Annotated in this window: 23 protein-coding genes; 11 read left to right on the plus strand and 12 right to left on the minus strand. The window is 65.8% G+C overall.

Annotated features, from left to right (window positions below; genetic code table 11):
- Positions 1–36: 36 nt before the first annotated feature.
- On the minus strand, positions 37–1,521 hold the full coding sequence (locus tag WJ35_RS20805; RefSeq protein WP_069239896.1) for an aminotransferase class V-fold PLP-dependent enzyme: 1,485 nt from the start codon (positions 1,519–1,521) through the stop codon (positions 37–39).
- 203 nt (positions 1,522–1,724) lie between these two features.
- Complete coding sequence (locus WJ35_RS20810; RefSeq protein WP_069239897.1) at positions 1,725–2,384, minus strand: glutathione S-transferase family protein; 660 nt, start codon at positions 2,382–2,384, stop codon at positions 1,725–1,727.
- A 118-nt stretch (positions 2,385–2,502) separates the two neighbouring features.
- Between WJ35_RS20810 and WJ35_RS20815 the strand changes: the two genes are divergently transcribed.
- From WJ35_RS20815 to WJ35_RS20840, 6 genes are all read left to right on the plus strand, one after another.
- Positions 2,503–3,315 carry an AraC family transcriptional regulator gene (locus WJ35_RS20815; RefSeq protein ID WP_059462083.1) on the plus strand — a complete coding sequence of 271 codons (813 nt, stop codon included), beginning with the start codon at positions 2,503–2,505 and terminating at the stop codon, positions 3,313–3,315.
- Between the two features lie 183 nt (positions 3,316–3,498).
- Positions 3,499–4,326, plus strand: a complete 828-nt coding sequence (locus tag WJ35_RS20820) for a hypothetical protein (RefSeq protein WP_230459743.1) — start codon at positions 3,499–3,501, stop codon at positions 4,324–4,326.
- A 269-nt stretch (positions 4,327–4,595) separates the two neighbouring features.
- A complete protein-coding gene (locus WJ35_RS20825; RefSeq protein ID WP_069239899.1) occupies positions 4,596–5,627 on the plus strand; it encodes a LysR family transcriptional regulator in 1,032 nt (343 codons plus the stop codon).
- Positions 5,628–5,784: 157 nt separating this feature from the next.
- On the plus strand, positions 5,785–6,165 hold the full coding sequence (locus tag WJ35_RS20830; RefSeq protein ID WP_011881294.1) for a response regulator transcription factor: 381 nt from the start codon (positions 5,785–5,787) through the stop codon (positions 6,163–6,165).
- A 31-nt stretch (positions 6,166–6,196) separates the two neighbouring features.
- A complete protein-coding gene (locus tag WJ35_RS20835) occupies positions 6,197–8,095 on the plus strand; it encodes an ATP-binding protein (protein ID WP_069239900.1) in 1,899 nt (632 codons plus the stop codon).
- Positions 8,092–8,736 (plus strand): response regulator transcription factor, encoded by a 645-nt coding sequence (locus WJ35_RS20840; RefSeq protein ID WP_011881296.1) that lies wholly within the window; start codon positions 8,092–8,094, stop codon positions 8,734–8,736. Before WJ35_RS20835 ends, WJ35_RS20840 begins: the two co-directional genes overlap by 4 nt.
- A gap of 54 nt (positions 8,737–8,790) precedes the next feature.
- Here the strand turns inward: WJ35_RS20840 and WJ35_RS20845 are convergent, their stop codons facing one another.
- The gene (locus WJ35_RS20845; protein ID WP_034194849.1) at positions 8,791–10,119 is read right to left on the minus strand and encodes an MFS transporter; all 1,329 of its coding nucleotides are present in this window, start codon (positions 10,117–10,119) and stop codon (positions 8,791–8,793) included.
- A gap of 12 nt (positions 10,120–10,131) precedes the next feature.
- On the opposite strand from WJ35_RS20845, the gene WJ35_RS31475 reads away from it, so the two are divergent.
- Positions 10,132–10,617 carry a hypothetical protein gene (locus tag WJ35_RS31475; RefSeq protein WP_124260260.1) on the plus strand — a complete coding sequence of 162 codons (486 nt, stop codon included), beginning with the start codon at positions 10,132–10,134 and terminating at the stop codon, positions 10,615–10,617.
- Here the strand turns inward: WJ35_RS31475 and WJ35_RS20850 are convergent.
- Genes WJ35_RS20850 through WJ35_RS20860 form a run of 3 tightly spaced genes read right to left on the minus strand, consistent with a single transcriptional unit; the run spans position 10,610 to position 13,637 of the window.
- Positions 10,610–11,974 (minus strand): FAD-dependent oxidoreductase, encoded by a 1,365-nt coding sequence (locus WJ35_RS20850; RefSeq protein ID WP_060090746.1) that lies wholly within the window; start codon positions 11,972–11,974, stop codon positions 10,610–10,612. The genes WJ35_RS31475 and WJ35_RS20850 overlap by 8 nt on opposite strands.
- A 44-nt stretch (positions 11,975–12,018) precedes the next feature.
- Positions 12,019–12,780, minus strand: a complete 762-nt coding sequence (locus WJ35_RS20855) for an SDR family oxidoreductase (RefSeq protein ID WP_011881299.1) — start codon at positions 12,778–12,780, stop codon at positions 12,019–12,021.
- A 56-nt stretch (positions 12,781–12,836) separates the two neighbouring features.
- A complete protein-coding gene (locus WJ35_RS20860; RefSeq protein ID WP_069239901.1) occupies positions 12,837–13,637 on the minus strand; it encodes an SDR family NAD(P)-dependent oxidoreductase in 801 nt (266 codons plus the stop codon).
- Between the two features lie 483 nt (positions 13,638–14,120).
- On the opposite strand from WJ35_RS20860, the gene WJ35_RS20865 reads away from it, so the two are divergent.
- From WJ35_RS20865 to WJ35_RS20875, 3 genes are all read left to right on the plus strand, one after another.
- Entirely contained in the window at positions 14,121–14,489 is a 369-nt protein-coding gene (locus tag WJ35_RS20865) for a BON domain-containing protein (RefSeq protein WP_014724390.1), read from the plus strand.
- A gap of 272 nt (positions 14,490–14,761) precedes the next feature.
- Complete coding sequence (locus WJ35_RS20870; protein ID WP_011881303.1) at positions 14,762–15,298, plus strand: carboxymuconolactone decarboxylase family protein; 537 nt, start codon at positions 14,762–14,764, stop codon at positions 15,296–15,298.
- Positions 15,299–15,473: 175 nt separating this feature from the next.
- A complete protein-coding gene (locus tag WJ35_RS20875) occupies positions 15,474–15,761 on the plus strand; it encodes a putative quinol monooxygenase (protein WP_014724392.1) in 288 nt (95 codons plus the stop codon).
- Between the two features lie 185 nt (positions 15,762–15,946).
- On the opposite strand, the gene WJ35_RS31860 is transcribed toward WJ35_RS20875, so the two are convergent.
- The 6 genes from WJ35_RS31860 to WJ35_RS20900 form a co-directional block, all read right to left on the minus strand.
- The gene (locus WJ35_RS31860; RefSeq protein WP_174479781.1) at positions 15,947–16,399 is read right to left on the minus strand and encodes a hypothetical protein; all 453 of its coding nucleotides are present in this window, start codon (positions 16,397–16,399) and stop codon (positions 15,947–15,949) included.
- 51 nt (positions 16,400–16,450) lie between these two features.
- Positions 16,451–17,662 (minus strand): MFS transporter, encoded by a 1,212-nt coding sequence (locus WJ35_RS20885; protein ID WP_011881306.1) that lies wholly within the window; start codon positions 17,660–17,662, stop codon positions 16,451–16,453.
- A gap of 75 nt (positions 17,663–17,737) precedes the next feature.
- Complete coding sequence (locus WJ35_RS32550; RefSeq protein WP_257785827.1) at positions 17,738–17,863, minus strand: hypothetical protein; 126 nt, start codon at positions 17,861–17,863, stop codon at positions 17,738–17,740.
- Positions 17,864–18,001: 138 nt separating this feature from the next.
- Positions 18,002–18,517, minus strand: coding sequence for a TetR/AcrR family transcriptional regulator (locus tag WJ35_RS20890; protein WP_224056470.1), 516 nt, complete (start codon positions 18,515–18,517; stop codon positions 18,002–18,004).
- 596 nt (positions 18,518–19,113) lie between these two features.
- Positions 19,114–19,803, minus strand: coding sequence for a glutathione S-transferase family protein (locus tag WJ35_RS20895; RefSeq protein ID WP_069239903.1), 690 nt, complete (start codon positions 19,801–19,803; stop codon positions 19,114–19,116).
- A 17-nt stretch (positions 19,804–19,820) separates the two neighbouring features.
- Entirely contained in the window at positions 19,821–20,252 is a 432-nt protein-coding gene (locus WJ35_RS20900) for a DoxX family protein (RefSeq protein WP_011881310.1), read from the minus strand.
- Between the two features lie 120 nt (positions 20,253–20,372).
- Between WJ35_RS20900 and WJ35_RS20905 the strand changes: the two genes are divergently transcribed.
- A complete protein-coding gene (locus tag WJ35_RS20905) occupies positions 20,373–21,245 on the plus strand; it encodes a LysR family transcriptional regulator (RefSeq protein ID WP_011881311.1) in 873 nt (290 codons plus the stop codon).
- Positions 21,246–21,355: the final 110 nt, after the last annotated feature.

Genomic DNA, 21,355 nt, shown 5'->3' on the forward strand with positions numbered 1-21,355 from the left:
TGCGCGGGCCGCATTACACGGCCCGCGCGGCCGCGTTCAAACCGTGACCGCGCGGCGCTCGGTCAGCCGGTTCCACAGCAGCGCGGAGCGGCTGCCGCTTCGACAATACGCGAGCACCGGCTTCGGCAGCGCATCGACCAGCGCGCCGAACGCGTCGACCTGCGCATCGCCGATCCCGTCGCGCTCGACCGGCAGATAGCGCGCGTCGAGCCCGAGTTCACGCGCCGCGGCGGCGATCTCGTCGAATGCCGGCTGGTCGGCGCTTTCGCCGTCCGGCCGGTTGCAGATCACCGCACGGAAGCCCGCATGACGAATCGCCGTCAGCTCGGCCGGCGTGATCTGCCGCGACGCGGTGAAGCCGGTCGCGGCCGCGGCCCGGCATTGTTCGAGCGCGCGAGCGAAACACGCGATCGCGAACTCGGCGTCCTGTTCCGTCGTGAAGCGGCCGAAGCTGATGCGCACCGTGCGGCTCGCGGCGGCGGCATCGAGGCCGATCGCGGTCAGCACGTGCGACGGCGCACCGCTCGTCGAGTTGCACGCGGAGGTGGATGACACGGCGAGCGCGTCGCCCAGCATGAACGGGAAGAAGCCCGGCACGTCGACGGTGAAGCTCATCGTGTGCGGAATGCGGCGCGCCGCTGCCGCGTTGTGCGTGATGTCGCCGAGCGCGAGCAGCGCGTCCTTCACGCGTGCGCTGAGCGCCGCGATCCGTGCGGCTTCGCGCTCGAGCTTGTCGGCGGCCAATTCACACGCGACGCCCATGCCGACGATCTGATGGGTGGCGAGCGTACCCGAGCGCAGGCCCCGCTCGTGTCCGCCACCGTGCATTTGAGGCGCGATTCTGTCCGCAATGTCTCGACGGACGAACAGCGCGCCGATCCCTTTGGGCCCATAGACCTTGTGCGCCGACATCGACATCAGGTCGATGCCGAGCGCGCGGACATCGATCGGGGTCTTGCCGAGCGCCTGCGCGGCATCGACGTGGAGCAGCGCGCCGGCGGCGTGCACGACTCGCGCGATCTCGCCGATGTTCGTGAGCGTGCCGATCTCGTTGTTCACGAGCATGAGCGACACGAGCCCCGTATCGGCGCTGAGTGCCGCGGCTACGGCGTCGGCGGTGATTTCGCCGTCGGCGTTCGGCGACAGATAGGTGACCGTCATTCCGTGCTTCGACAGGTTCGCCGTCGTGTCGAGAATGGCCTTGTGCTCGATGCGGCTCGTGATCAGGTGGCGCTTGCCGGTCGCGGTTTCCGCGTAGCCCTTCAGCGCGAGGTTGTTCGATTCGGTCGCGCCCGAGGTCCAGACGATCTCGTCGGCGTCCGCGCCGATCAGCGCCGCGACCTGGGCGCGTGCGTGCTCGACCTTCTGCTTCGCCAGCCGGCCGGCGGCGTGCGAACTCGACGCCGGGTTGCCGAATATGCCGTCGACGCCGAGACAGGCGGCCATCGATTCGATCACACGCGGATCGGCAGGCGTCGTCGCCGCGTAGTCGAGGTAGTGCAGCGGGGTGGTATCGCTCATGTGCTGATCGGCTCGTTCTTTTCGTGACGGAGGAAATGATACGAGGGTGAGCGGGGAAAAAGGATCCAAATTCAGCCGTGGATTCAGAACGATGTGGAATAACGTTTTATCGTTATCGAATATGGCGAATTTATTTTCTTGCGGGTTCGGCGGACGGACCGTCGCATGCGGCGCATCCCGCGACGATCGCGCCCGCCGCCGCGCTACCGGCCGTCCGCGGCTGCCGCCTTCGCCCGATCCTGTTCGGCCGCGAGCGCCGCATCTGCGGCCTGCGCGCGCTGGATCGCCGGGCGGGCCAGCACGCGGTCGATATACGCGCGCACGGGCGGCGTTTCCGGCATCAGCTTGAACATCGTGGTCCAGCTCAGCGCCGAGCCCCACAGCACGTCGGCTGCGGTAAACCGCTCGCCGAGCAGATACGGGCCGCCGGCCAGTTGCGCGCCGATCGCGGTGACGACGGTGTCGAAGTCGCCATACGGCGACGTCGAATACGCGGCCGGCGCGCGGTTCATCGAGCGGTCGACGATGGCCGGCTCGAAGCACGAACCGTAGAACGCCATCCAGCGCAGATACGGGCCGCGCAGCGCGTCGCCGGGCGCCGGCGACAGGCCGGCTTCCGGATACAGCTCGGCCGCGTACAGATAGACGGCCGTCTGTTCGGTGACGATCACGTCGCCGTGGCGCAGCGTGGGCACCTTGCCCAGCGGGTTGAGGCGAAGGAACTCGGGTTCGTGCTGCTTGCCGGCGGACAGGTCGAACGCGTGGATCTCATAGTCGGCGCCGAGCTCTTCGAGCAGCATGCGTGCGCCGGCCGACCGGCTGCGCGGCGAGTGATAGAGGGTCAGGTGGCGGTCGTGCGGCATCGCGGGCTCCGGTGGGGGATGGGACAAGCGCTCAATGTAGGCCGATCGCGCGGCGCCGTATTGGAAAAACCCGCCGTGGCGGTGCATCATCGCGCGGTCACCCCAACGGTTCGTCGCCATGACCGCCTTGCGTCACGTGACCGACACGCCGAAAGGCGTCGTCGGCCCGAAAGCCCTCAATCAGCGCTTCCGCCTGAATCGCTACTATCCGCGCGCCGAACTCGCCGGCGTGCTGGACCACCACTGGATCGTCGAGTGGGACTTGCGCGATCAGCCGCCGCACGTGCAGCGCACGCTGCCGTATCCGTGCGTGAATCTCGTGTTCGATCGCCGGCGCACGGGCATCTTCGGCGTGGTGTCCGGCGCGTTCGAGACGACGCTCGTCGGCGCGGGACGCGTGCTCGGGCTGCGGTTCCGGCCGGGCGCGTTCCGCGCGTTCTTCGGCAAGCCGGTGCACCTGATGACGGACAAGGTGTTGCCGGTGTCGACGCTCGGCCTCGACGAGGCCGACGCCGAGAACGCCGTGCTCGGCGCCGGCGACGATGCGGCGATGGTTGCCGCCGCGGAGGCGCTGCTGTTGCGCGCGCTGCCGCCGGCCGATCCGCAGGTCGAGCGCATCGATGCGATTCTGCGGTTGCTGCAGCAGGACGCGGCGCTCACGCAGGTGCGCGATCTCGCCGAGCGTGCGGGGTTGAGCGAGCGCACGCTGCAGCAGCTCTTTTCCAGCTACGTGGGCGTGACGCCGAAATGGGTGATTTGTCGTTATCGCCTGCACGAGGCGGCGGACCGGCTCGCGGGCGGCGAGCCGGTCGATCTCGCGGAACTCGCCCATTCGCTCGGGTATTTCGACCAGGCGCATTTCACGCGCGATTTTCGCAAGCTGGTCGGCAAGGCGCCGGCCGAGTATCGGCGCGACGACGGGCATGCGTGACGGTGCAGCGGCGGCTTCGCGACGCGCAACGGGAAGCCGTTGCATCATGCACGTCGGGGCGCTGTTCGGGCGTCGTCGATTCGCGTAGTCTGCGCGCTACGTTCGCGTTGCCGGTCGGCCACTGCCGCCCGGCCGGGCGTTTCGCCACAAAATCGGGAGCTTGTCGTGTTTCACCGGAATTCCATGTTGGGTCGTCTGGATCTGCTGCGGGTGCTGTGCGTGCCGATGGCGGCGCTGATGCTGGCCCCGACCGCGACACATGCGGCGGCCGAGCGCGTCGTTGAGCCCGCGCGCCCGCCACACGCGGCACGCGCGGCACACGCCTCGCCGGCCGGCGCGCGCGAGCCGTCGGCCCCGGCGCGTGTCGTCGGCGACGATCCCGTTGCGATCCGCGACGCGCTCGCGCAGCGGCATCTCGCGAGCACGCCGGCGTCGCTCGGCGATCGCGTCCGCCGCCTGATCCCGGGCGGCGACAAGCATCGCGCGAACCCCGAGCTGGCCGCGATCGGCCTGGATCGCAAGGTGACGTTCCTCGTGCCGGCCACGTATGGGCTGCGGTATCAGACGCAGCAGCGTCTGCTGACGGTGGACGTCGACATGGTCAACGCCGATGGCGAAGGCCGCACCGGCATCCTGCTCAGGAAGGCCATCACGGGGCCGCGCGGGCGCGGGCTGGTGATCGCCGCCGAGGCTAAAGCGAAAGGCTATATCCAGCGGATCGACATCATCGAGCTCGATCCCGGCAAAGGCGGGAAGACCACCGTGCGCGGGCGCGTGCGGCTTTCGTCCGCCGCGTACGCGCAAACGCACGGCGAATTCGCGATCGCGCTGTCGGGCCGGCTGGTGCAACCGTATCTGACCGAACACGTCGAGCACGCGGAGCCGACCGACGACGAGCCGACCGACATCACGACCCACACGTCGCGGCTGTACCTGGATATCGACACGATTTCGCTGGTGAACCCCGCAAGCGGCGCGGTGCTGTCGAAGAATCTGAGTTTGTCGAAGTAGTGGTCTTTCGTGCGCGGCCGGCTGGCCGCGCGTGCCGGCGCGAGCCGATGTTCTCTAGCGCGCCGCAGCACGCCCGGCGCGTCCCGCCCGACCCATCGCACCCCATCCCCCCTCGCCACGCCCCCCGAACCCCCGCCGCACGCCATCCGCGGTGCGCGCCCTAACACCATCGTATAAGGCGCGAACTCCCATCTGGTGATATTGCGCGGCCCGACTGTTCTCTAGACTTCACATCAATCCTTCTACCGCAACGAATTCCGGAGAACAGCATGGACCGTACCCTGCATGCGATGTCAGTGTTCAGCCAGGTCGCGCGCCTGGGCAGCTTCACCGCGGCGGCCGAGATGCTCGGCATCAGCGCGGCATCGGCCAGCACGCTGGTGCGCCGGCTCGAGGAGCATCTCGGCGCAACGCTGCTGCAGCGCTCCACACGCTGCGTCCGGCTCACCACGGAGGGCGAGCAGTATCAGGAGCACTGCCAGCGCATTCTCGGCGAGATCGAGCTGATGCAGCAGCAACTGAGCGGCGCCGGGAAGGTCGCGCGCGGCCGGTTGGCGGTGGATCTCGATCAGGAAGTCGCGCATTCGGTGTTGCCGTTCCTGCCGGTGTTCCGCGCGAACCATCCGGAAGTGGGCTTGCGGGTCGACGTCGGCGGCGACGCGGACGGCCTGATCGCGAACGGCGTCGACTGCGCGGTCGTGGTCGGCCAGCTGGCCGACTCGTCGCTGCGCAGCCGGCGCGTCGGGCACTTCCGTGCGGTGACGGTGGCGAGCCCCGACTATCTGAAGGCGCGCGGCACGCCGGTCGACCCCGACAGCCTCCATTGCCACGACGTGATCCATTACACGCCGCGGCGCTTCGGTCCGGTCCGCGAGTTCCGTTACACGGTGGACGGCGCCGAGACGCGGCTCAAGCTGGCGGAGCGCATTTCCGTCAATGACGTGCGTTCGGCCGTTCGATACGCGGTCGAAGGCGTCGGCATCGCGCAGGTGAGCGAACGGATGGTCGCGGAGGAGTTGGCGAAGGGCACGCTCGTCAGCATTCTCGGCGAGTACGGCCCGCCGCCGCTGCCGATTTCGGTGCTGTATCCGGATCGACGCCAGGTGCCGATGTCGATCCGCGCGTTCATCGACTGGATGCAGACGCAGCTTCGCGATCTGGAAATCGCCAGCTTCGACCACACGTCGGCGCCGAACGGCGGGCGCGACGCGGCGCCGTACTGGACGCCGAACAGCGAGCGCAACAACAGCGAGCGGCCGTTCATTACAGCGGGCTTCCAGCCGCTGTCGGCCACGGCGTGAGCCGCGCTGACGAGGCGACGGCATGCGGTTCGGGCGCGGCGTTATACCGAAGTATAGTTTTCGAGCCGATGCCGGCGGCATAGGATGCGGTCGAGCCCGCGGACCTCGAATGCGCGATCTCGCCATTTTTCTGAATTGAAGGTCAAGGACCGCTGGTATGCCGAACCGAGGTATTGTTTCCATCGTCGATGATGACCGGTCCATCCGTCGGGCGACGCGCAGTCTCGTCCGCTCGCTGGGCTGGGACGTGCGCGTCTACGAGTCCGCCGAGGCGTTCCTCGACGCCGATCCGATCGGCGACGTCGCGTGTATCATCTCCGACGTGCATATGAAGGGCATCACCGGCTTGGAGATGTATGCGGCCCTTCTCGAGCGCGGACCGGCGCCTCCCGTGATCTTCATCACGGCTTTCCCATCCGACGCAACGCGCGAGCAGGCGATGAAGCTCGGCGCGATCTGCGTGTTCAGCAAACCGGTCGACCCGGCGCAGATCCAGGAGCGCCTCGAGGACGTCGGCGCGAACAGCGGCCCCCAGTAATCCGAAATCCGTTTTTACCGAGTCACGAGATATGGATAGCAATCGCCAGATGAGCGAGGGTCGCGGCGTACGTGTGGACCACATCATTGCGCCGCCCGAGCTTGCGGCGGTGCCTGCGTCCGCGCTCGGCCCCAATGTCGACGCGCAGCTGCGCACCAGCCCGCGCGCGGTGTACGCGGTCGCGATCGCGCTGGGTCTCGCGGTGTTCCTCGTCGACGCGTTCGCGCCGGTCGACGTCGCGGTCGCCGTGCTGTACGTCGTGGTGGTGCTGCTGGTTGCGTCGGTGGCGTCCACGACGGTCACCGTCGGCACGGCGTGGGCCTGCGTGTCGCTGACCGTGCTCGGCTTCCTGCTCGCGCAAAGCGATCAGATCGCGGTCAGTTCGCTCGCGCGCTGCATCGTCAGCGTCATAGCGATCGTGACGGTGTCGGCGCTCGCGTTGCGCAATCAGAGCAGCCGAGCCATGCTGCAGAACCAGGTCGATCTGCTCAACCTCACGCACGACGCGATCGTCGTGTACGGCCTCGACGGGCGCGTCCGCTTCTGGAGCAAGGGCGCGGAGCGTCTGTACGGATGGCGCGCGCCGGAAGCGTTCGGCGCGGCGTTCTACGAGCTGACGCAGACGGCCGCCGCCGCGCCGATCGCCGAGCTGATCGACACGACGATCCGCGAAGGTTGCTGGCAAGGGGAGCTGACGCGCACGCGCAAGAACGGCGAGACGGTGCTGATCTCCAGCCGCTGGATCGTGTCGCGCGACAAGTCGGGCCAGCCGGTCGCGATTCTGTCGACCGACAGCGACATCACGCAGGCGAAGTCGCTGGAAGCCGAGCTGCGCCGCCAGAAGGAAGAGCTGGTGGCCACGATCGATGCGATCCCTGCGATGGTGTGGAGCACGGCGGAAGACGGCCGCCTGCTGTACCTCAATCGCCGCTGGACCGATTACGACGTCAGAACCCGCGACGGCGCGGACGTGTGGCGCGACATCGTCCATCCCGACGACATCGCGACGCTCGAGGCGGCCTGGCACGATGCGATTTCGTCCGGCAGCCCGTTCGAGGTGACGGCGCGCGTCCAGCTCGGCAGCGGCGAGTATCGCTGCATGATCATCGGCGCGGCGCCGTTGCGCGACGCGGACGGCCGGATTCGCCGCTGGTACGGCGTCAACACCGACATCGAGGCGCGCCGGCAGGCCGAGCAGGCGCTCGAGCGCTCGCGCGCGGAACTGGCGCATGTCACGCGCGTCACGATGCTCGGCGAACTCGCGGCGTCGATCGCGCACGAGGTCACGCAGCCGTTGGCCGCGATCGTGACGTCGGGCGAGGCCGGGCTTCGCTGGCTGAATCACGACGTGCCGGATCTCGAAGAAGTGCGCGACTCGCTCGAACAAATGACCGACGACGCGCGGCGCGCTACCGATATCATTCGTCAGATCCGCGCGATGGCGAAGCGCAACGACCGCGACGATACGCTCGTCGACGTCACGTCGCTCGTCGAGCAATCGATGGATCTGATGCGCCGCGAGCTGCAGAGCCACGGCGTCGAAGTCGCGCAGAGCTGCCAGCCGTCGCTGTGGGTGCGGGGCGACCGCGTGCAGTTGCAGCAGGTGATCATCAATCTGCTGATGAACGCCGTGCAGGCGATGAGCGGCGTCGCCGGCCGCAGGCGCACGCTGGCCGTGTCGACGCGGCTCGTCGACGGCGCGAACGCGCAGATCACGGTGCAAGACTCCGGCCACGGGATCAAGACGCAGGACGCCGATTCGCTGTTTACGCCGTTCTTCACGACCAAGAAGGAAGGCATGGGAATGGGCCTGTCGATCTGCCGTTCGATCGTCGAAGGGCATGGTGGCCGCATCTGGGCCGAATCACAAGAAAACGAGGGGACATCGATGCAGTTCGTTCTACCAGTCGAAGGAATCACGCAGCCATGAGCAACGGTCCCGATCTCATCGCAACGAACTCCGTCGTGTATGTCGTCGACGACGACGACTCGATGCGCAACGCGCTTGGCCGGCTGTTTCGCTCCGTCGGCCTCGGCGTGGAGCTGTTCGGGTCGGCCCAGGAGTTTCTCGATTTCGACAAGCGCGATGTGCCGAGCTGCCTGATCCTCGACGTCCGGCTCAAAGGCCAAAGCGGCCTCGCGTTGCAGGAGCAGATCGTCGCCGGCGATCTTCAGTTGCCGATCATCTTCATCACGGCGCACGGCGACGTCGCCATGTCGGTGAAGGCGATGAAGAACGGCGCATTGGACTTCATGTCGAAGCCGTTCCGCGATCAGGACATGCTGGACGTCGTCCAGAATGCGTTGCTGAAGGACGAGAAGCGCCGCAAGTCGGACGGTCGCCTCGCCGACGTTCGCCGCCGCTACGGCACGTTGACGCCGCGCGAGCGCGAGGTGATGAAGTACGTGGTGAGCGGCCTGCTCAACAAGCAGATCGCCGCGGAGATGGGGCTCAGCGAAATCACCGTGAAGATCCATCGCGGCCACGCGATGCGCAAGATGGGCGCGCGAACGCTGCCCGAATTCGTGCTCGGCGCGCAAGCGCTGGGGCTCGATCCCGCGGCGGAGTAACGCTGCCGGCCGCCGCGCCTGCACGAGGCGCTGCGGCGGCGTGAGCGCTGCGGCTTATCGGTTCACGATATGTTTGGGCAGCACCAGCGTGAGACCCAGGCCGGCCAGCAGGCACACGATCATGCACGATACGGGCAGCGCGAAGCTGCCCGACGACTGCTTCAGCACGCCGACCACGTACGGACCGAAAAAGCCGCCGATGTTGCCGATCGCGCTGATCCACGCGATGCCGCTGGCCGCATTGCTGGGGCCGAGCACCGCCGTCGGCATTCCCCAGAACACCGGCGGCACGGACAGCAACCCGGCGTTGGCGATGCACAGCGCGAGCACGGTCAGCCACAGGTTGCCATGCCAGACCAGCGCGAGCATGAGCCCCGCCGCGGCGAGCAGGAACAGCGCGGCCGTATGCAGGCGCCGTTCGCGGTGACGATCCGCGCTTTGTCCGACCGTGATCATCACGATCATCGCGACCGCATTCGGTAGCGCTGCGATCAGCCCGATGACGAAATCCCTTCCGACGCCGAGCGACTTGATCATCGTCGGCGCCCATAGCGTGTAGCCGTAAATGCCGAACACGTCGAGGAAGTAGATCACGCCGAAGGTCCAGAAAATCCAGCTGCCGAACATCTGGTCGTTGGACGCCGATGCGGCCAGCGCCCGATCCTGGGCGAGCGTGCGGCTGAGGTACGCGCGGTCGGCCTCGCTCTCGTGGCGGCTCTGGGTGACGTCGTCCTCGAGATACTTCCAGCAGAGCAGCGCCGCGACGAACGCCGGCAACGCCTCGACGACCAGCATCCATTTCCATCCGGACAGCCCGGCGATGCCGTCGAAGTATTCCATGATGAAGCCGCTCAACGGCGAGCCGATCAGCCCGGACAGCGGAAGCGCCGCGTAGAAGGTCGACAGCACCCGCGCACGGTGGTATCGCGGGAACGACTGCGAGATGTAGTAGACGATGCCCGGTACGAGCCCGGCTTCCGCGACGCCGAGCAGATAGCGCATCACGTAGAACTGCTTGGGCGTCGCGATGAACGTGGTCAACGCCGAAACGATCGCCCACGACAGGATGATGCGCGTGAGCCAGCGCTTCGCGCCGACCCGCTGCAGGATCATGTTGCTCGGCACCTCGAACACGACGTAGCCCAGCGCGAACGTACCGGCGCCGAAGCCGAACACCGCGTCGCTGAAACCCAGATCGACCACCATCTGCAGTTTCGCGAAGCTGACGTTGATGCGGTCGACGTAGGCGGCCACGTACGCGAACATGAAGATCGGCAGGATGCGCAGCGCAAGATGCCGCGAAATGCGCGTTTCCCGCGCCGCGTCGTTCGAGTCGCCGCCGTCGACCGGATGATCGGACGAGCGCGTCGCGTTCAGATCCAAGAGGTTCCCCCGTTGCTCGGCGAGAACGGCTGCGTCAATCTGTCCATGGCAATGCCTCCGGTCGTCGATGTCGAATGCCAACAGCAATTCAGGTGTCCGCGCCACGACGCACAGCCGCGCGTGCGCGTCGTTCGCGTGGGCAACGAAGCACAGCCGGGTACTGGATGCGAGTGGAAGAACGGCGACCTCGCCCGCGATCCGGCAACGCGCCCGCAGCGGAGCGTCGGTGTCGGCGAAGGCATGTTTTTCTCGGAGTTCGAAATGGCGCACGCGCCGACGTCCCAATCGATGGGAACGCCGGCGCGCCATTCGAACTCGCCCGCGGATTCTACCGGATCGTATCGGCGCGAGCGCGCTAAGTGCAGTTGCTTCGATCCGGGACGTGGAAGGCGCGCGGACGCGCCGATGCCGTCGCGACGCAGGACGCGTCGCGACGGCATCGGCGGCCGGCGTGGCCGGCACGATCAGCCGGGAAAACCCGGCCGTCGGCTTACTTGATCGTCGCGAACAGCAGGTTCAGCCCTTCGGCGAGAAGCGGGTGAGCGAGGATCGCGTCGCGCACGGACGTATAAGGCAGCTTGCCGATCATCGCCATCTGCACGGCCGACATCACTTCGCCCGCGCCCGAGCCGACCATCGTGAAGCCGAGGATCTGGCCGCTGTCGGGTGCGACGAGCGCCTTCATGAAGCCGCGCGTGGTGCCATTGGTGCGCGCGCGCGGCACGGCTGCCATCGGCAGTTTCGCGACGATGACCGGCGTGTTGCGCGCTTTGGCGTCCGTTTCGTTCAGACCGATGCGCGCCAGCTCCGGATCGGTGAACAACGCGTACGGAATCACCCGCGACGCCGTGCTGCCGCCGCGTCCGTCGATGCCGGCTTTCAGCACGCGATAGTCGTCGAACGACGCATGCGTGAACATCGGCGTGCCGGCCACTTCGCCGATCGCCCAGGTGCGTTGCGCGGTGGTCGCCAGCGTGTCGTCGACCTCGATGAAGCCGCGCGCGTCGCGCTCGACGCCGGCCAGATCGAGGCCGAGGTCGTCGGTGACCGGGCGCCGGCCCGTCGCCACCAGCAGATGGCTGCCTTCGACGGTCGTGCCGTCGGCGAGCACGACCGTGACGCCGGTGCCCGATAGGCCCTCCACGCTGGCAATGCGTGCAGACAGCCGCAACGCGATCCCGTCGGCTTCGAACGCGTTCTGGATCTCGATGCTGACGTCCTCGTCCTCGCGAACCGCGACGCGCGGCGCGTCGTGAATCACTACGACTTCGCTGCCGAGACGCCGGAACGCCTGCGCCATCTCGAGGCCGATGTAGCCGCCGCCGATGACGATCAGCCGTGCCGGCAGCACGTCGAGGCCGAGCGCCTCGACGTGGGTCAGCGGAGCGGCGTCGCGCAGCCCCGGCACGTCGGGGATCGTCGCCACGGTGCCGGTGTTGATGTAGACGTTCTCGCCTTCGAACAGCTGCTCGCTGCCGTCGGCGGCGCGCACGGCGATGCGCCGCGGCGCGACGAAGCGGCCGGAGCCGATCACCAGATCGAGGCCGGACTGCTCGAACGCGCGGCGGTTGACGTCGACCATCCCGTCGACCACGGCGCGGACGTTCGCGTGGACCCGCGCCATGTCGGCCACCGGATGCGCCGTCGCGTCGGCCGAGCGCCACGCATGCATGTTGCGGGCATTCTGGATCAGCGTCTTGCTCGGAATGCAGGCGACGTTGATGCACGAACCGCCGATCATCCCGCGCTCGATGATGGCCACGCGCTTGCCGCTACGCGCGAGATCCATCGCCAGCGACTTGCCGCCCTTGCCGCCGCCGAGGAACAGATACTCGTATTGTTTGGGGCTTTCCATGACGCGACTCCTCAGGTTGTCCAAAAGATCGAATCCGCGAGGACTCACGCGACCGGAATGGGGTTTTCCGCGAGCGCCTGATTGAACTGCTCGACGAATGCATGCTCGTTCGGGCCGACGTTGTTGCGCAGCGGCTGTGCGATCTCGACCACGACTTCGGTCGTCGCGGTTTCGAGACGCTGGATCGTCTCCGCGATGAACGCGTCGAGCGGCATCGCGCGCGGATCGCCGCTCTTGTGGACGAGGTCCGTATCGACCCACGGCGGCGCGATTTCGAGCACCCGCACGCTCGTGTCGCGCAATGCGAAGCGCTGCGACAGCGTGTACGAGTGAATCGCCGCCTTGGTGGCCGAGTAGAGCGCGGTGGACGCAAGCGGCACGTAGGCGAGAACGGAGCTGTTGTTGATGATGTACGACTCCGGTTGCGCCTTCAGATGCTCGACGAGCGCGGCGCTCAGGCGCACCGGGCCGAGCAGGTTGGTGTTCACGAGCCGCACGGCCTGGGCATCGTCGAGCGCACCGGCGGCATCGTCGAACGGCATGATGCCCGCGTTGTTGACGAGGACGTTCAAGGTCGGATAGTCGGCGATCAGCTGGCGTGCGACGCGCTCGATCTGCTGCGCGTCGCCGACGTCCAGCTCCACCGTGTCGATGCCCGGATTCGCGGCGGCGATCTCGTCGAGCAGGGCGCGGCGACGCCCGGCGACGATCACCTTGTTGCCGCGCCGATGAAGGTTTTCAGCGAGTGCGCGGCCGATGCCCGAGGTACCGCCGGTGATGAAGATGGTGTTACCGGTGAGTTTCATGATCGTGGTTCCTTTGAATGATTGACTTGAGCGGTTGCGAAGTTGGATGACCGAGGTCAGTGCGTGACGGCGTAACGTGCGGCGACGGTGCTGTTCGACAGATGGGGCGTCATGACGCGACGGGCGGCGTCGTAGGCATCCCATTCTTCCGCTGCGTGCAGCGACGGAATCGTGACCAGCTCGTGACGGTCGAAGCCGGTCAGCGCGGCGTCGACGAGGTCGGACGCCGACATCACGATCTCCTTCGGCAGGTTGTCGAGCGGCAGGCTGCCGTTGTCCCAGAACTCGGTGGCCGTCGCGCCGGGCAGAACGGCCTGCACCTGCACGCCTTTGTCGGCGAGCTCGTGATGCAGCGACTGCGTGAAGGCGAGCGTGAACGCCTTGCTGCCGCCGTACACGCCGTTCAGCAGCTCGGGGCCGATCGCGACGATCGACGAGATGTTGATGATCGCGCCGTGACCGCGCGCGACGAAGCCCGGTGCGGCGGCATAGGTCAGACGCGTCAGCGCGGTGACGTTGAGGTCGATCATGCGCGTCATGGCGTCGACGTCGCTTTCGAGCAGCGGCTTGTGCGTGCCGGCACCGGCGTTGTTCACCAGCATCGTGATGCTCGCGTCGGTGCGCAGCTTCGCTTCGATCTCGGCGAGCGCGCGAGGATCGCCGAGGTCGGCGGCGATCACTTCGACGTTGCGGTGCGTGTCGTCGGTGATGCGCTTGGCGAAGTCGTTGAGCCGGTCGCGATTGCGGGCGACGAGGACGAGATCGAAGCCGCGGCGTGCGAGCCGTTGCGCATAGATCGCGCCGATGCCCGACGATGCGCCGGTGATGAGTGCGGTGCCTTGATGTGCTTGCGTCATGCTGTTGCTCCGGTGAGGGTGTCGAAGTGCTCGACACGGGCCGGGGAAGCGCATGAGCCGCTTGCGTGATGCCGGTGGCTCGGTGCTGCATGCGCTTCCTCGTTCGTGTCGAGGTAGTGCGATGCAGTGTATGAGTCGTATGGCGGGTCGATCAACGCGCCCCGCCCATAAACTCAATTCATCCAGCATGAATACTGAATCGGCGCACGCAGTTCGGCCAGCGCGGCGGGCGCAATCGCGTGCAGCGACGCCTTTCCGATGAGCCGCGTGGCGTCGTCATGGTGTATTCGCACCGGCTCCAACCATTCAACGCACCTATACGCAGGTATAGAGCGGCCGTTTGGGCGGGCGCGGCAGACCATCATCGATGCGTGAATGCTGTTTTCGGAAATACGCCATTGAGCGCGGGTAGGCGCTTGTCTACCATTCGTTCGGGTTTCAGCCCTTGTCGAATTTCCACCAACGTCTTTTGAGGAGCCTGTGATGAAGAAGATTGTCGCGTCGGTACTGTACGTAACGTATTTGGCTTTCGGCGTGTCCGCCCATGCAGCGGAACAGGATGCCGCTCCGTCTTCTGATGCGGTCGTCAGTCAGAAAGAAGTGAAGAAGGCCGAACGAAAGACCGAACGCGCTGCCGATCGGGCGCTGTCGCGGAAAATCGTTTGGGCGTTGTCGAAAACGAAAGGGCTGAACGCGGTGAATGCGCGGGTGCTGGTCCGCCATGGCGTCGTGACGCTGACCGGATACGTGCCCGACAGCGAACAGGTGCAGCTCGCCGGCGACAGTGCGGCGCGCGTCGCGGGCGTGACGTCCGTGGTCAACAACCTGGTGCCGGGCGAACCGGGCCGGTGATTTCGCTCGCACACGTCGGTGTCGATTCACATGTTGGTGCGCGAGATCGATTCAAAGCGATGTCTGCCATGCGCACGTGACGACGAAGTCGATATCAGCTTCGACGACAAGAGTGCAAGGAAAAATCGGTATTGCGCGATGGCGCGTATTCGATCCTTGTCACGTTTGATCCGCAGTAAAGGCTCGGAATGCGGGCATTGGCCCGCGCTCCGCGCTATTGCGCCGACCTTCATCGGGCGGCTCCCGATTATCCAGCCTAGTGAGATATATATATGACCCGCTTGACCACCTTGAAGCCGTCGGAAGCAACCGGCGAAACCGCAGTCGTGTTCAACCAGATCAAGGCCGCGATCGGCAAGGTCCCGAACGCCTACGCGACCATCGGCACGCACAGTCCGGCCGGTCTCGCGGCGATGCTGAACGTCGACGCCGCGATCGCCGCAAGTTCGCTGGAGCAGGCCGATGTCGAGGCGGTGCGCCTCGCAGTCAGCGCGCTGTCCGGCTGCGATTACTGCCTGGCCGCCCATACGATGATCGGCAAGATGGCCGGCCTCGCGCCGGACGCGATGAAGCAGATCCGCGCCGGCCACGCAACCGGCGATGCGCGCCGCGATGCGTTGCTCGCGTTCGTGCGCTCGATCGTGACGAGCCGCGATACGGTGCCCGCTGCCGTGCTCGACGCAGTGCTGGAAGCAGGGTTCACGGAGCGCCAGGTGATCGAGACGATCCTGGTCGTCACATCGATCACGTTCACGAATCTGGTAAACCGTGTGAACGACACGACGCTGGATTTTCCGGCGGTCGATTGAGCGCGTGCGTATCCGGCTCGATTTGCACGGCATGACGCCGTGCTCGCGAGCTGGTGCGCTCCGATATCGCGACGCAGCTGCGTGTCGTGCGGAATGCTCGCCGTCGCTGCGTTCTGAAGCGATGCAACGCGCGCGCTCGCGCACGAAACGATCCAGTGGCGAATGGAGGCCATCGATGTCGAAGCAGTATGTGGTTGCCACGATTACCGCAGATCCGCGACACGTCGCGGCGGTGGAAGATGCGCTGTTGGCGGCAGTACCGGCCGTTCGAAACGAAGACGGGTGCGAGCAGTACGAGCTGCATCGACACCGCGACGCGTTTCATCGCTTCACGATGATCGAGCGTTGGCGGGATGAGCATGCGCTGCACGTGCATGGCGAAGCGCCGGCATTCCAGACGCTGGCGCGTGCGCTCGACGGTAAGGCGACGCTCCAAGTCGTGTTGCTCGAGAAGCTGATTTGAGCTCGTCGAGATCGGTTCTGAAACGGACGGCGGCCGGATTTCCGGCCGCCGTTATTCATTGTGGCGATGGAAGCGGGACCGCGGCGCGCGCCTGATTCACGGACAGCCTGAGCAGATATGCGATCAATGTCGCGAGCAGCCCCTAGAGAGGTTGCTGCTGCAACACCGCCTATGCGGGCGCGAGGTCAGAGGTCATGTCTGGATTCCGTTTTGTCGCGAGCGTTGCTGAGCCGCTGCATGAGCCAGTCGGTCGCCAACTGATCGAAAGCCGTCATCGCCCGGTAGCCGCGGGCACGAACAACATGGCGAGCCACGACAGCAGGCTTTTGCTCGAATCCTTCGAACTCCGGCGATGGTCCGCCTTTCCAGATCAGGAGGCCCGGCAGGAGCAGCTCGCCGACGAGAAGGGTCGACAACGCATTCAACATGATCGCCATGCCTCGAGAGGAAGAAGCGAACGCGCTTACGCGGTCGCAACGGTCATCCGGATTGTCGTCGGTCGCCCGGCGGTCGAGTAGCCGCAGATGGCGAGTAAGAGTTTCTGCAATGGAAGGAAAAAGCAGTTGCCGACCGCTGCGAAACGCTGGCCCGGCTGTGCGATGAACCGGGCCAGCGACGGCCGCGATGCCTGCACGCATCGTCGCGGCGCGCCGCGCGACGCGGAGGTCTGCGTGGCTTCGACGGCTTCTTCATGATTGAAGCGATGGGGGCGCGGGCGACACGTCGGCGCTGCGCTTCGCATTGACCGACGCGCGCGACACGAGCAGGCTGCCGGTCGCCAGCGCGAGGAACGCGAGCGAACTGCCGATCGAGCCTGTCAGGCCGAACGCGGGATAGACCCAGCCCGCAACGGCGGAGCCGACGCCGATTCCGCAAAACACGAAGGATGCCGTCAAGGCCAGTGCGATGCCGCGCCATTGCGGCACGAGTTCGACGATGCGGCGCTGCTGCGACGGCCACAGCAGGTCGGTTGCGAACGCCCACACGACCAGCGCGACGAACAGCAGGCGCAGGCTCGGCGGCGTGAAGCGGAGAAACACGAGGTCGAGCGCGAGCAATGCGAGGCCGGCGAACAGCATCGCTTCGGCGCTATAGCGACGCGCGGCGCGCGTCACGAACAGGTTGCCGGCGATGCCCGCGGCGCCCAATACGACGAGCGCGGTCGATACCGTATTGGCGCCTGCATGGAACGCGTCGCGAATGATGGGCGCGATGAAGGCGTAGGTCGAGTAGACGCCGGCCGCGATGAAGAAGACGACGAGGAACGCGCTGAGCGTATCGGTGCGCGTCAGGAGCGCCGAAACCGTCGCGAAATCGATGTTCTCGCCCTGGCTCGTGTCCGGGATCAGGCGGAGGATCAGCGCGGCGGTTACTGCGCCGGCGAGCCCGATGACGAGAAAGAGCACGCGAGCGCCCCATGCGTGCGCGATCCATGCGGACAGCGGCATGCCCACCAGGCCGGCGACGCTCAGGCCGAGCAGCACGACGGCGATCGCGCTGCCCTGTTGCTCGCGTTCGACGAGGCTCGAGCCCAATGCGCCGAGCACGGGGCCGATGAAGCCTGCACCGAGGCCCATCAGCACGCGCGACAGCAGCAGCACCGGGTAATTCGGCGCGGCCGCGAGCAGCAGCGCCGCCGCACTGAACAGTGTCAGGCCGAGCAGCACCTGGCGACGACGCGGCAGATGGCCGAAGCCGACCTGCAGCAGCGGCGCGGCGAACGCGAAGGTGACGCCGAACACGGTGACGAGGTAGACGCTTTGCGAATCCGCGAGCCCCCACTGACGCGAGATCGAATCGAGGCTGCCGACGACGGAGAGCGCACCGGTCGCCTGGACGAAGTATGCGAGGCTGAGGATGCGAAGCGCGCGTGCCGTGCGCGCGGGGAGGGGCGTAGTCATGTGTGGGTCCTTTTCAAGGCCGGTGGCCTGGGAGCATGCGGGCCGGGAAACTGGATGGATGCGCGGGGCAGCCGGTCAACGGTGCGTGCGACCGTGGGTCAGAAGCACGGGCACACGGCGCGTGGCCGGTGAACCGGAGTCCCGGAACGACACGCCGCCGGACATGTTGCCGAAATTGATGGGGCGGATCTTCAGGGCCATGGCTGCTCTCCGCTTGGATCGATGCTTATTGAACTGACCGGTTCAGTATGGGTGAGTGGCGGGCGGCGGACAAATTAAAAAAACCAATCGGTTCAGAAAGGGTGGGCTATCGGTCCGTGCTGCGCGCGGCGTGGCGCTTCAGAGGAGGCGCAGCGCCTGCATGAACGCGCCGACGGCGTCGCTTTCCGCCAGCTCGGGCAGATTGCGTTCGATGCAATAGCCGGCGAAGAACACCGAGACGATCGTGGCGATGGTTGCGGCGGGGAGTGTGTGAGGCTCGGCGTCGATGTTTTCGATGATCTGCGGCATCAGCCGGTGGTGGTACGCGGCGAGCACGTCGCGCACGCGCTCGGACAGCGACGGGAATTCGCGGATCGAATTGACCGAGAAACAGCCGACGCAGCCGTTGTCTTGCGGGTCGCCGAGGCGCAGAAAGCGCTCGATGTTGGCGTAGCCCTTCGGTTCCGCGGTGAGGATCCGCAGCGCGCCACGATGCTCGTAGTAATAGAGCAGGCTGTGCAGAAACAGGTCTTCCTTGTCCTCGAACTCGGAATAGAGCCCGGACTTGTTGACGCCGGTCGCCTGTTCCAGCTGCTGAAGCGATGTGCCGGCGGAGCCGTATTTCCAGAAGACCGGGAGCGCCTTTTCCAACACGCCTTCGCGGCTGAATTTTTTCGGTCTGCCCATGGGGGGTCATCTCTCTCGAGGTGGGATATGCGGGGATTTTAAACCGAACGGTTTTAAATGGGGGTAAGGGGGGCGTGGGACCGGCCCGTTTGCGGGAGGAGATGGGTTGTGGCTGGCCAGGCTGGGAGGCTTGGAAGCTCGCGTGAGATTCCTGCACACGGCGAATGCGTTGTCCTTTCGTCAGCGCCCCTGGTCTTGCACCAGCTTTCGAAAGTTCGACGCGAGTGACGCGAACGCAATGTGCTTGCAGCACTGAACGCAGGGTTGGTGTCCTGGCGCTCCATTTCGTCCGTGATTTCCAGCCGCGACGTTGGTTTTCACTTCCGGCGTCGGGTAACGAAGCAACGTGCGGTGCAACCGTGCACGCGCGATCTCACGATTTCGTGCCAAGCGATCGCGCAGAAGTAAAACCATCGCGCCCGCTGTCGTGCACGTACCCGTGACCGGACGCAAGAACGTTCAGCAGCCGGCTGGCGACGATAAACAGATGTCTTTCAAGTTACGGCTGCACATTCTTGTGCCGGCTTCAGTTCCTCGCCGGCGCACATATAACTGATCTCAATTCAATCCTGAACGCGCAGCACGTGCTCGCGGATACGCGTCGACAGCATCGAGCCGCGCTTGAGCAGGAATTCCATCAGCAGTTGCGGATAATCAGCCCGGACCGCTGCACGCACGGACGGCCGTTCGGCAAGCCGTTGCCGCCAGGCGGTGACCTTGGGCAGGGCCGCGAAGAACCCGAAGTCGTCGATCTGTTCGAACACGTCGAAGTAGCGGAACACCGGCCCGAATGCCGCGTCCACGATGCTGAAATGCGTGCCGCTGAAATACGGGCCAGCGCCGAGCGTGTCTTCGAGCTGCTGGAATCGCGCGCGGATGTCGCGGGTTTTCCCGGCGAGCGTCGCTTCGTCCGGAGCCGTGTAGAAGCCCGCTATGGCGCTGAGCAGTACCGATGCGAACTCGACCCAGGCACGGTGTCGCGCCCGCTCGAGCGGCGCATCGGGATGCAGCGGCGGCGCGAGCGTCTCGTCGAGATAGTCGCAGATCACCGCCGATTCGAAGATGGGCGCGCCATCGACGACCAGCACCGGCGTCTTGCCGAGCGGAGAAATCCTGAGAAACCAGTCTGGCTTGTTGCTCAGGTCGACATCCGTGTGTTCGAACGGCACACCCTTTTCGGTCAGCACGATGACGGCGCGCTGGACGTACGGGCAAAGCACGTGGCTGACGAGGTGGTATTGGAGCGTGCTCATGTCGATGCCTCGCTCCGTCAGGCCGCGCCAAGCGCGAAGCGCTCGCTGCGGCGTACCGCGAGCGCGCCATCGCCGAGCAGCCACAGCGCGACGGACGCGACGATGAGGAACACCGGGTATTCCCAGCCGCCGCCCTGGCTCGTATGCACCCAGCCATTGGACAAATGCACACGCGTCGCGCACACCATGATCGGCACCAGCAGCAATGCAACCTGGCGCGCATAGACGCCCAGCACGAGCGCGATCCCGCCGGCGAACTCGGCAGTGAAGACCGGATAGGCCAGGAAGCCGGGGTAGCCGACGCTCTGGAAATACTGCGCGGTGCCCGGCAGGGTAAAGACCAGCAATTTCAGCAGTGAATGGGCGATCCACATGACGCCCAATGCCACTCGGAGCAGCAACGCGCCATAGGCGGCGGCATTGGCATTTGTTGAAATCGATTGATTCATATCGGTACCCATTGCGAGAGTTGGCAAAGCGGGACCGAATTTAGCATTGCGGATATGCTTGAATAATAAGCATAATTACAAAGAGTGAATGCAAAAATGCAATGCACGGGAGACAACTGGATGCCATACAAGCTCAGCGCGGCAGATCTCGAAACGATCCTGGCACTTTTCCGCACGGGCACGCTCGTTCAGGCGGGCGAGCGACTGCAAGTGGACGCATCGACGGTGTTTCGCAATCTGCGGCGAATCGAGCGCGGCCTGCAGCAGCAGTTGTTCGAACGGACCCGTTCCGGCTATCGCGCGAAGGAAATCGGGCTGGCGCTCGCGGAACACGCCGAGCAAGTGGAAGTGCAGGTCGAATCGGCCCGCTCGATCGCCCAACAAGCGCCCGAGCAGGTGGGCGGCACGGTGCGCATCACGACCACCGACACGATCCTGCACGGGTTGGTCGGGCCGGCACTGAAGCAGTTGGAGGCCATACATCCGCGGCTTGCGTACGAATTGCACACGGGCAACGAGATCGCCGACCTCGGGCGCCGCGATGCCGATATCGCCGTGCGTGCGACGAAGGAGCCACCGGAATATCTCGTCGGCAAGCATGTCGGTCCCATTGACGTAGCGCTTTTTGCGTCGAAGCACTACGAGGCCGCGCGCAGTTATGACGACGTCACGGCGGGCAAGGTACGCTGGATCGCGCCGGACGACGCGCTGCCGGGCCATCCGTCGGTCATCTGGCGCAAGCGTCATTTCAGGAAAGTGGTGCCGCACTACAAGGTCAACAGCATCCTGACCGTGATGGAGCTGGTCGCCCTCGGCATGGGCGTCGGCATCCTGCCGACGTTCCTGACCCGCGGCCGCTCCGACCTCGTGCAATTGACCGATGTCCTGCACGACTGCCAGACCGAGCTATGGGTGCTGACTCACCGGGAGTCGCGGCATCTGCGGCGCGTTTCGACGGTGTTCAAATACCTGTCGACGACGTTGAAGATTTGAGCGCGCAAGGTGCAGCGCGCCACTTGCCGCGAGTAGACGTGCTATCGATTCCGGGTGCCAAGAACGGGTGAATTCGGCTCCGGTCACGGTTGACACGCTTCACAATCCCG

Source organism: Burkholderia ubonensis (assembly GCF_001718695.1).
GTDB lineage: Bacteria > Pseudomonadota > Gammaproteobacteria > Burkholderiales > Burkholderiaceae > Burkholderia > Burkholderia ubonensis_B.

What these genes read in the sequence shown, in the direction of transcription:
- WJ35_RS20805 (WP_069239896.1), bottom strand. Translation starts at nt 1,521, where the DNA reads ATGAGCGATACCACCCCGCTGCACTACCTCGACTACGCGGCGACGACG.
- WJ35_RS20810 (WP_069239897.1), bottom strand. Translation starts at nt 2,384, where the DNA reads ATGCCGCACGACCGCCACCTGACCCTCTATCACTCGCCGCGCAGCCGG.
- WJ35_RS20815 (WP_059462083.1), top strand. Translation starts at nt 2,503, where the DNA reads ATGACCGCCTTGCGTCACGTGACCGACACGCCGAAAGGCGTCGTCGGC.
- WJ35_RS20820 (WP_230459743.1), top strand. Translation starts at nt 3,499, where the DNA reads ATGTTGGGTCGTCTGGATCTGCTGCGGGTGCTGTGCGTGCCGATGGCG.
- WJ35_RS20825 (WP_069239899.1), top strand. Translation starts at nt 4,596, where the DNA reads ATGGACCGTACCCTGCATGCGATGTCAGTGTTCAGCCAGGTCGCGCGC.
- WJ35_RS20830 (WP_011881294.1), top strand. Translation starts at nt 5,785, where the DNA reads ATGCCGAACCGAGGTATTGTTTCCATCGTCGATGATGACCGGTCCATC.
- WJ35_RS20835 (WP_069239900.1), top strand. Translation starts at nt 6,197, where the DNA reads ATGGATAGCAATCGCCAGATGAGCGAGGGTCGCGGCGTACGTGTGGAC.
- WJ35_RS20840 (WP_011881296.1), top strand. Translation starts at nt 8,092, where the DNA reads ATGAGCAACGGTCCCGATCTCATCGCAACGAACTCCGTCGTGTATGTC.
- WJ35_RS20850 (WP_060090746.1), bottom strand. Translation starts at nt 11,974, where the DNA reads ATGGAAAGCCCCAAACAATACGAGTATCTGTTCCTCGGCGGCGGCAAG.
- WJ35_RS20855 (WP_011881299.1), bottom strand. Translation starts at nt 12,780, where the DNA reads ATGAAACTCACCGGTAACACCATCTTCATCACCGGCGGTACCTCGGGC.
- WJ35_RS20860 (WP_069239901.1), bottom strand. Translation starts at nt 13,637, where the DNA reads ATGACGCAAGCACATCAAGGCACCGCACTCATCACCGGCGCATCGTCG.
- WJ35_RS20865 (WP_014724390.1), top strand. Translation starts at nt 14,121, where the DNA reads ATGAAGAAGATTGTCGCGTCGGTACTGTACGTAACGTATTTGGCTTTC.
- WJ35_RS20870 (WP_011881303.1), top strand. Translation starts at nt 14,762, where the DNA reads ATGACCCGCTTGACCACCTTGAAGCCGTCGGAAGCAACCGGCGAAACC.
- WJ35_RS20875 (WP_014724392.1), top strand. Translation starts at nt 15,474, where the DNA reads ATGTCGAAGCAGTATGTGGTTGCCACGATTACCGCAGATCCGCGACAC.
- WJ35_RS31860 (WP_174479781.1), bottom strand. Translation starts at nt 16,399, where the DNA reads ATGCGTGCAGGCATCGCGGCCGTCGCTGGCCCGGTTCATCGCACAGCC.
- WJ35_RS20885 (WP_011881306.1), bottom strand. Translation starts at nt 17,662, where the DNA reads ATGACTACGCCCCTCCCCGCGCGCACGGCACGCGCGCTTCGCATCCTC.
- WJ35_RS32550 (WP_257785827.1), bottom strand. Translation starts at nt 17,863, where the DNA reads ATGGCCCTGAAGATCCGCCCCATCAATTTCGGCAACATGTCCGGCGGC.
- WJ35_RS20895 (WP_069239903.1), bottom strand. Translation starts at nt 19,803, where the DNA reads ATGAGCACGCTCCAATACCACCTCGTCAGCCACGTGCTTTGCCCGTAC.
- WJ35_RS20900 (WP_011881310.1), bottom strand. Translation starts at nt 20,252, where the DNA reads ATGAATCAATCGATTTCAACAAATGCCAATGCCGCCGCCTATGGCGCG.
- WJ35_RS20905 (WP_011881311.1), top strand. Translation starts at nt 20,373, where the DNA reads ATGCCATACAAGCTCAGCGCGGCAGATCTCGAAACGATCCTGGCACTT.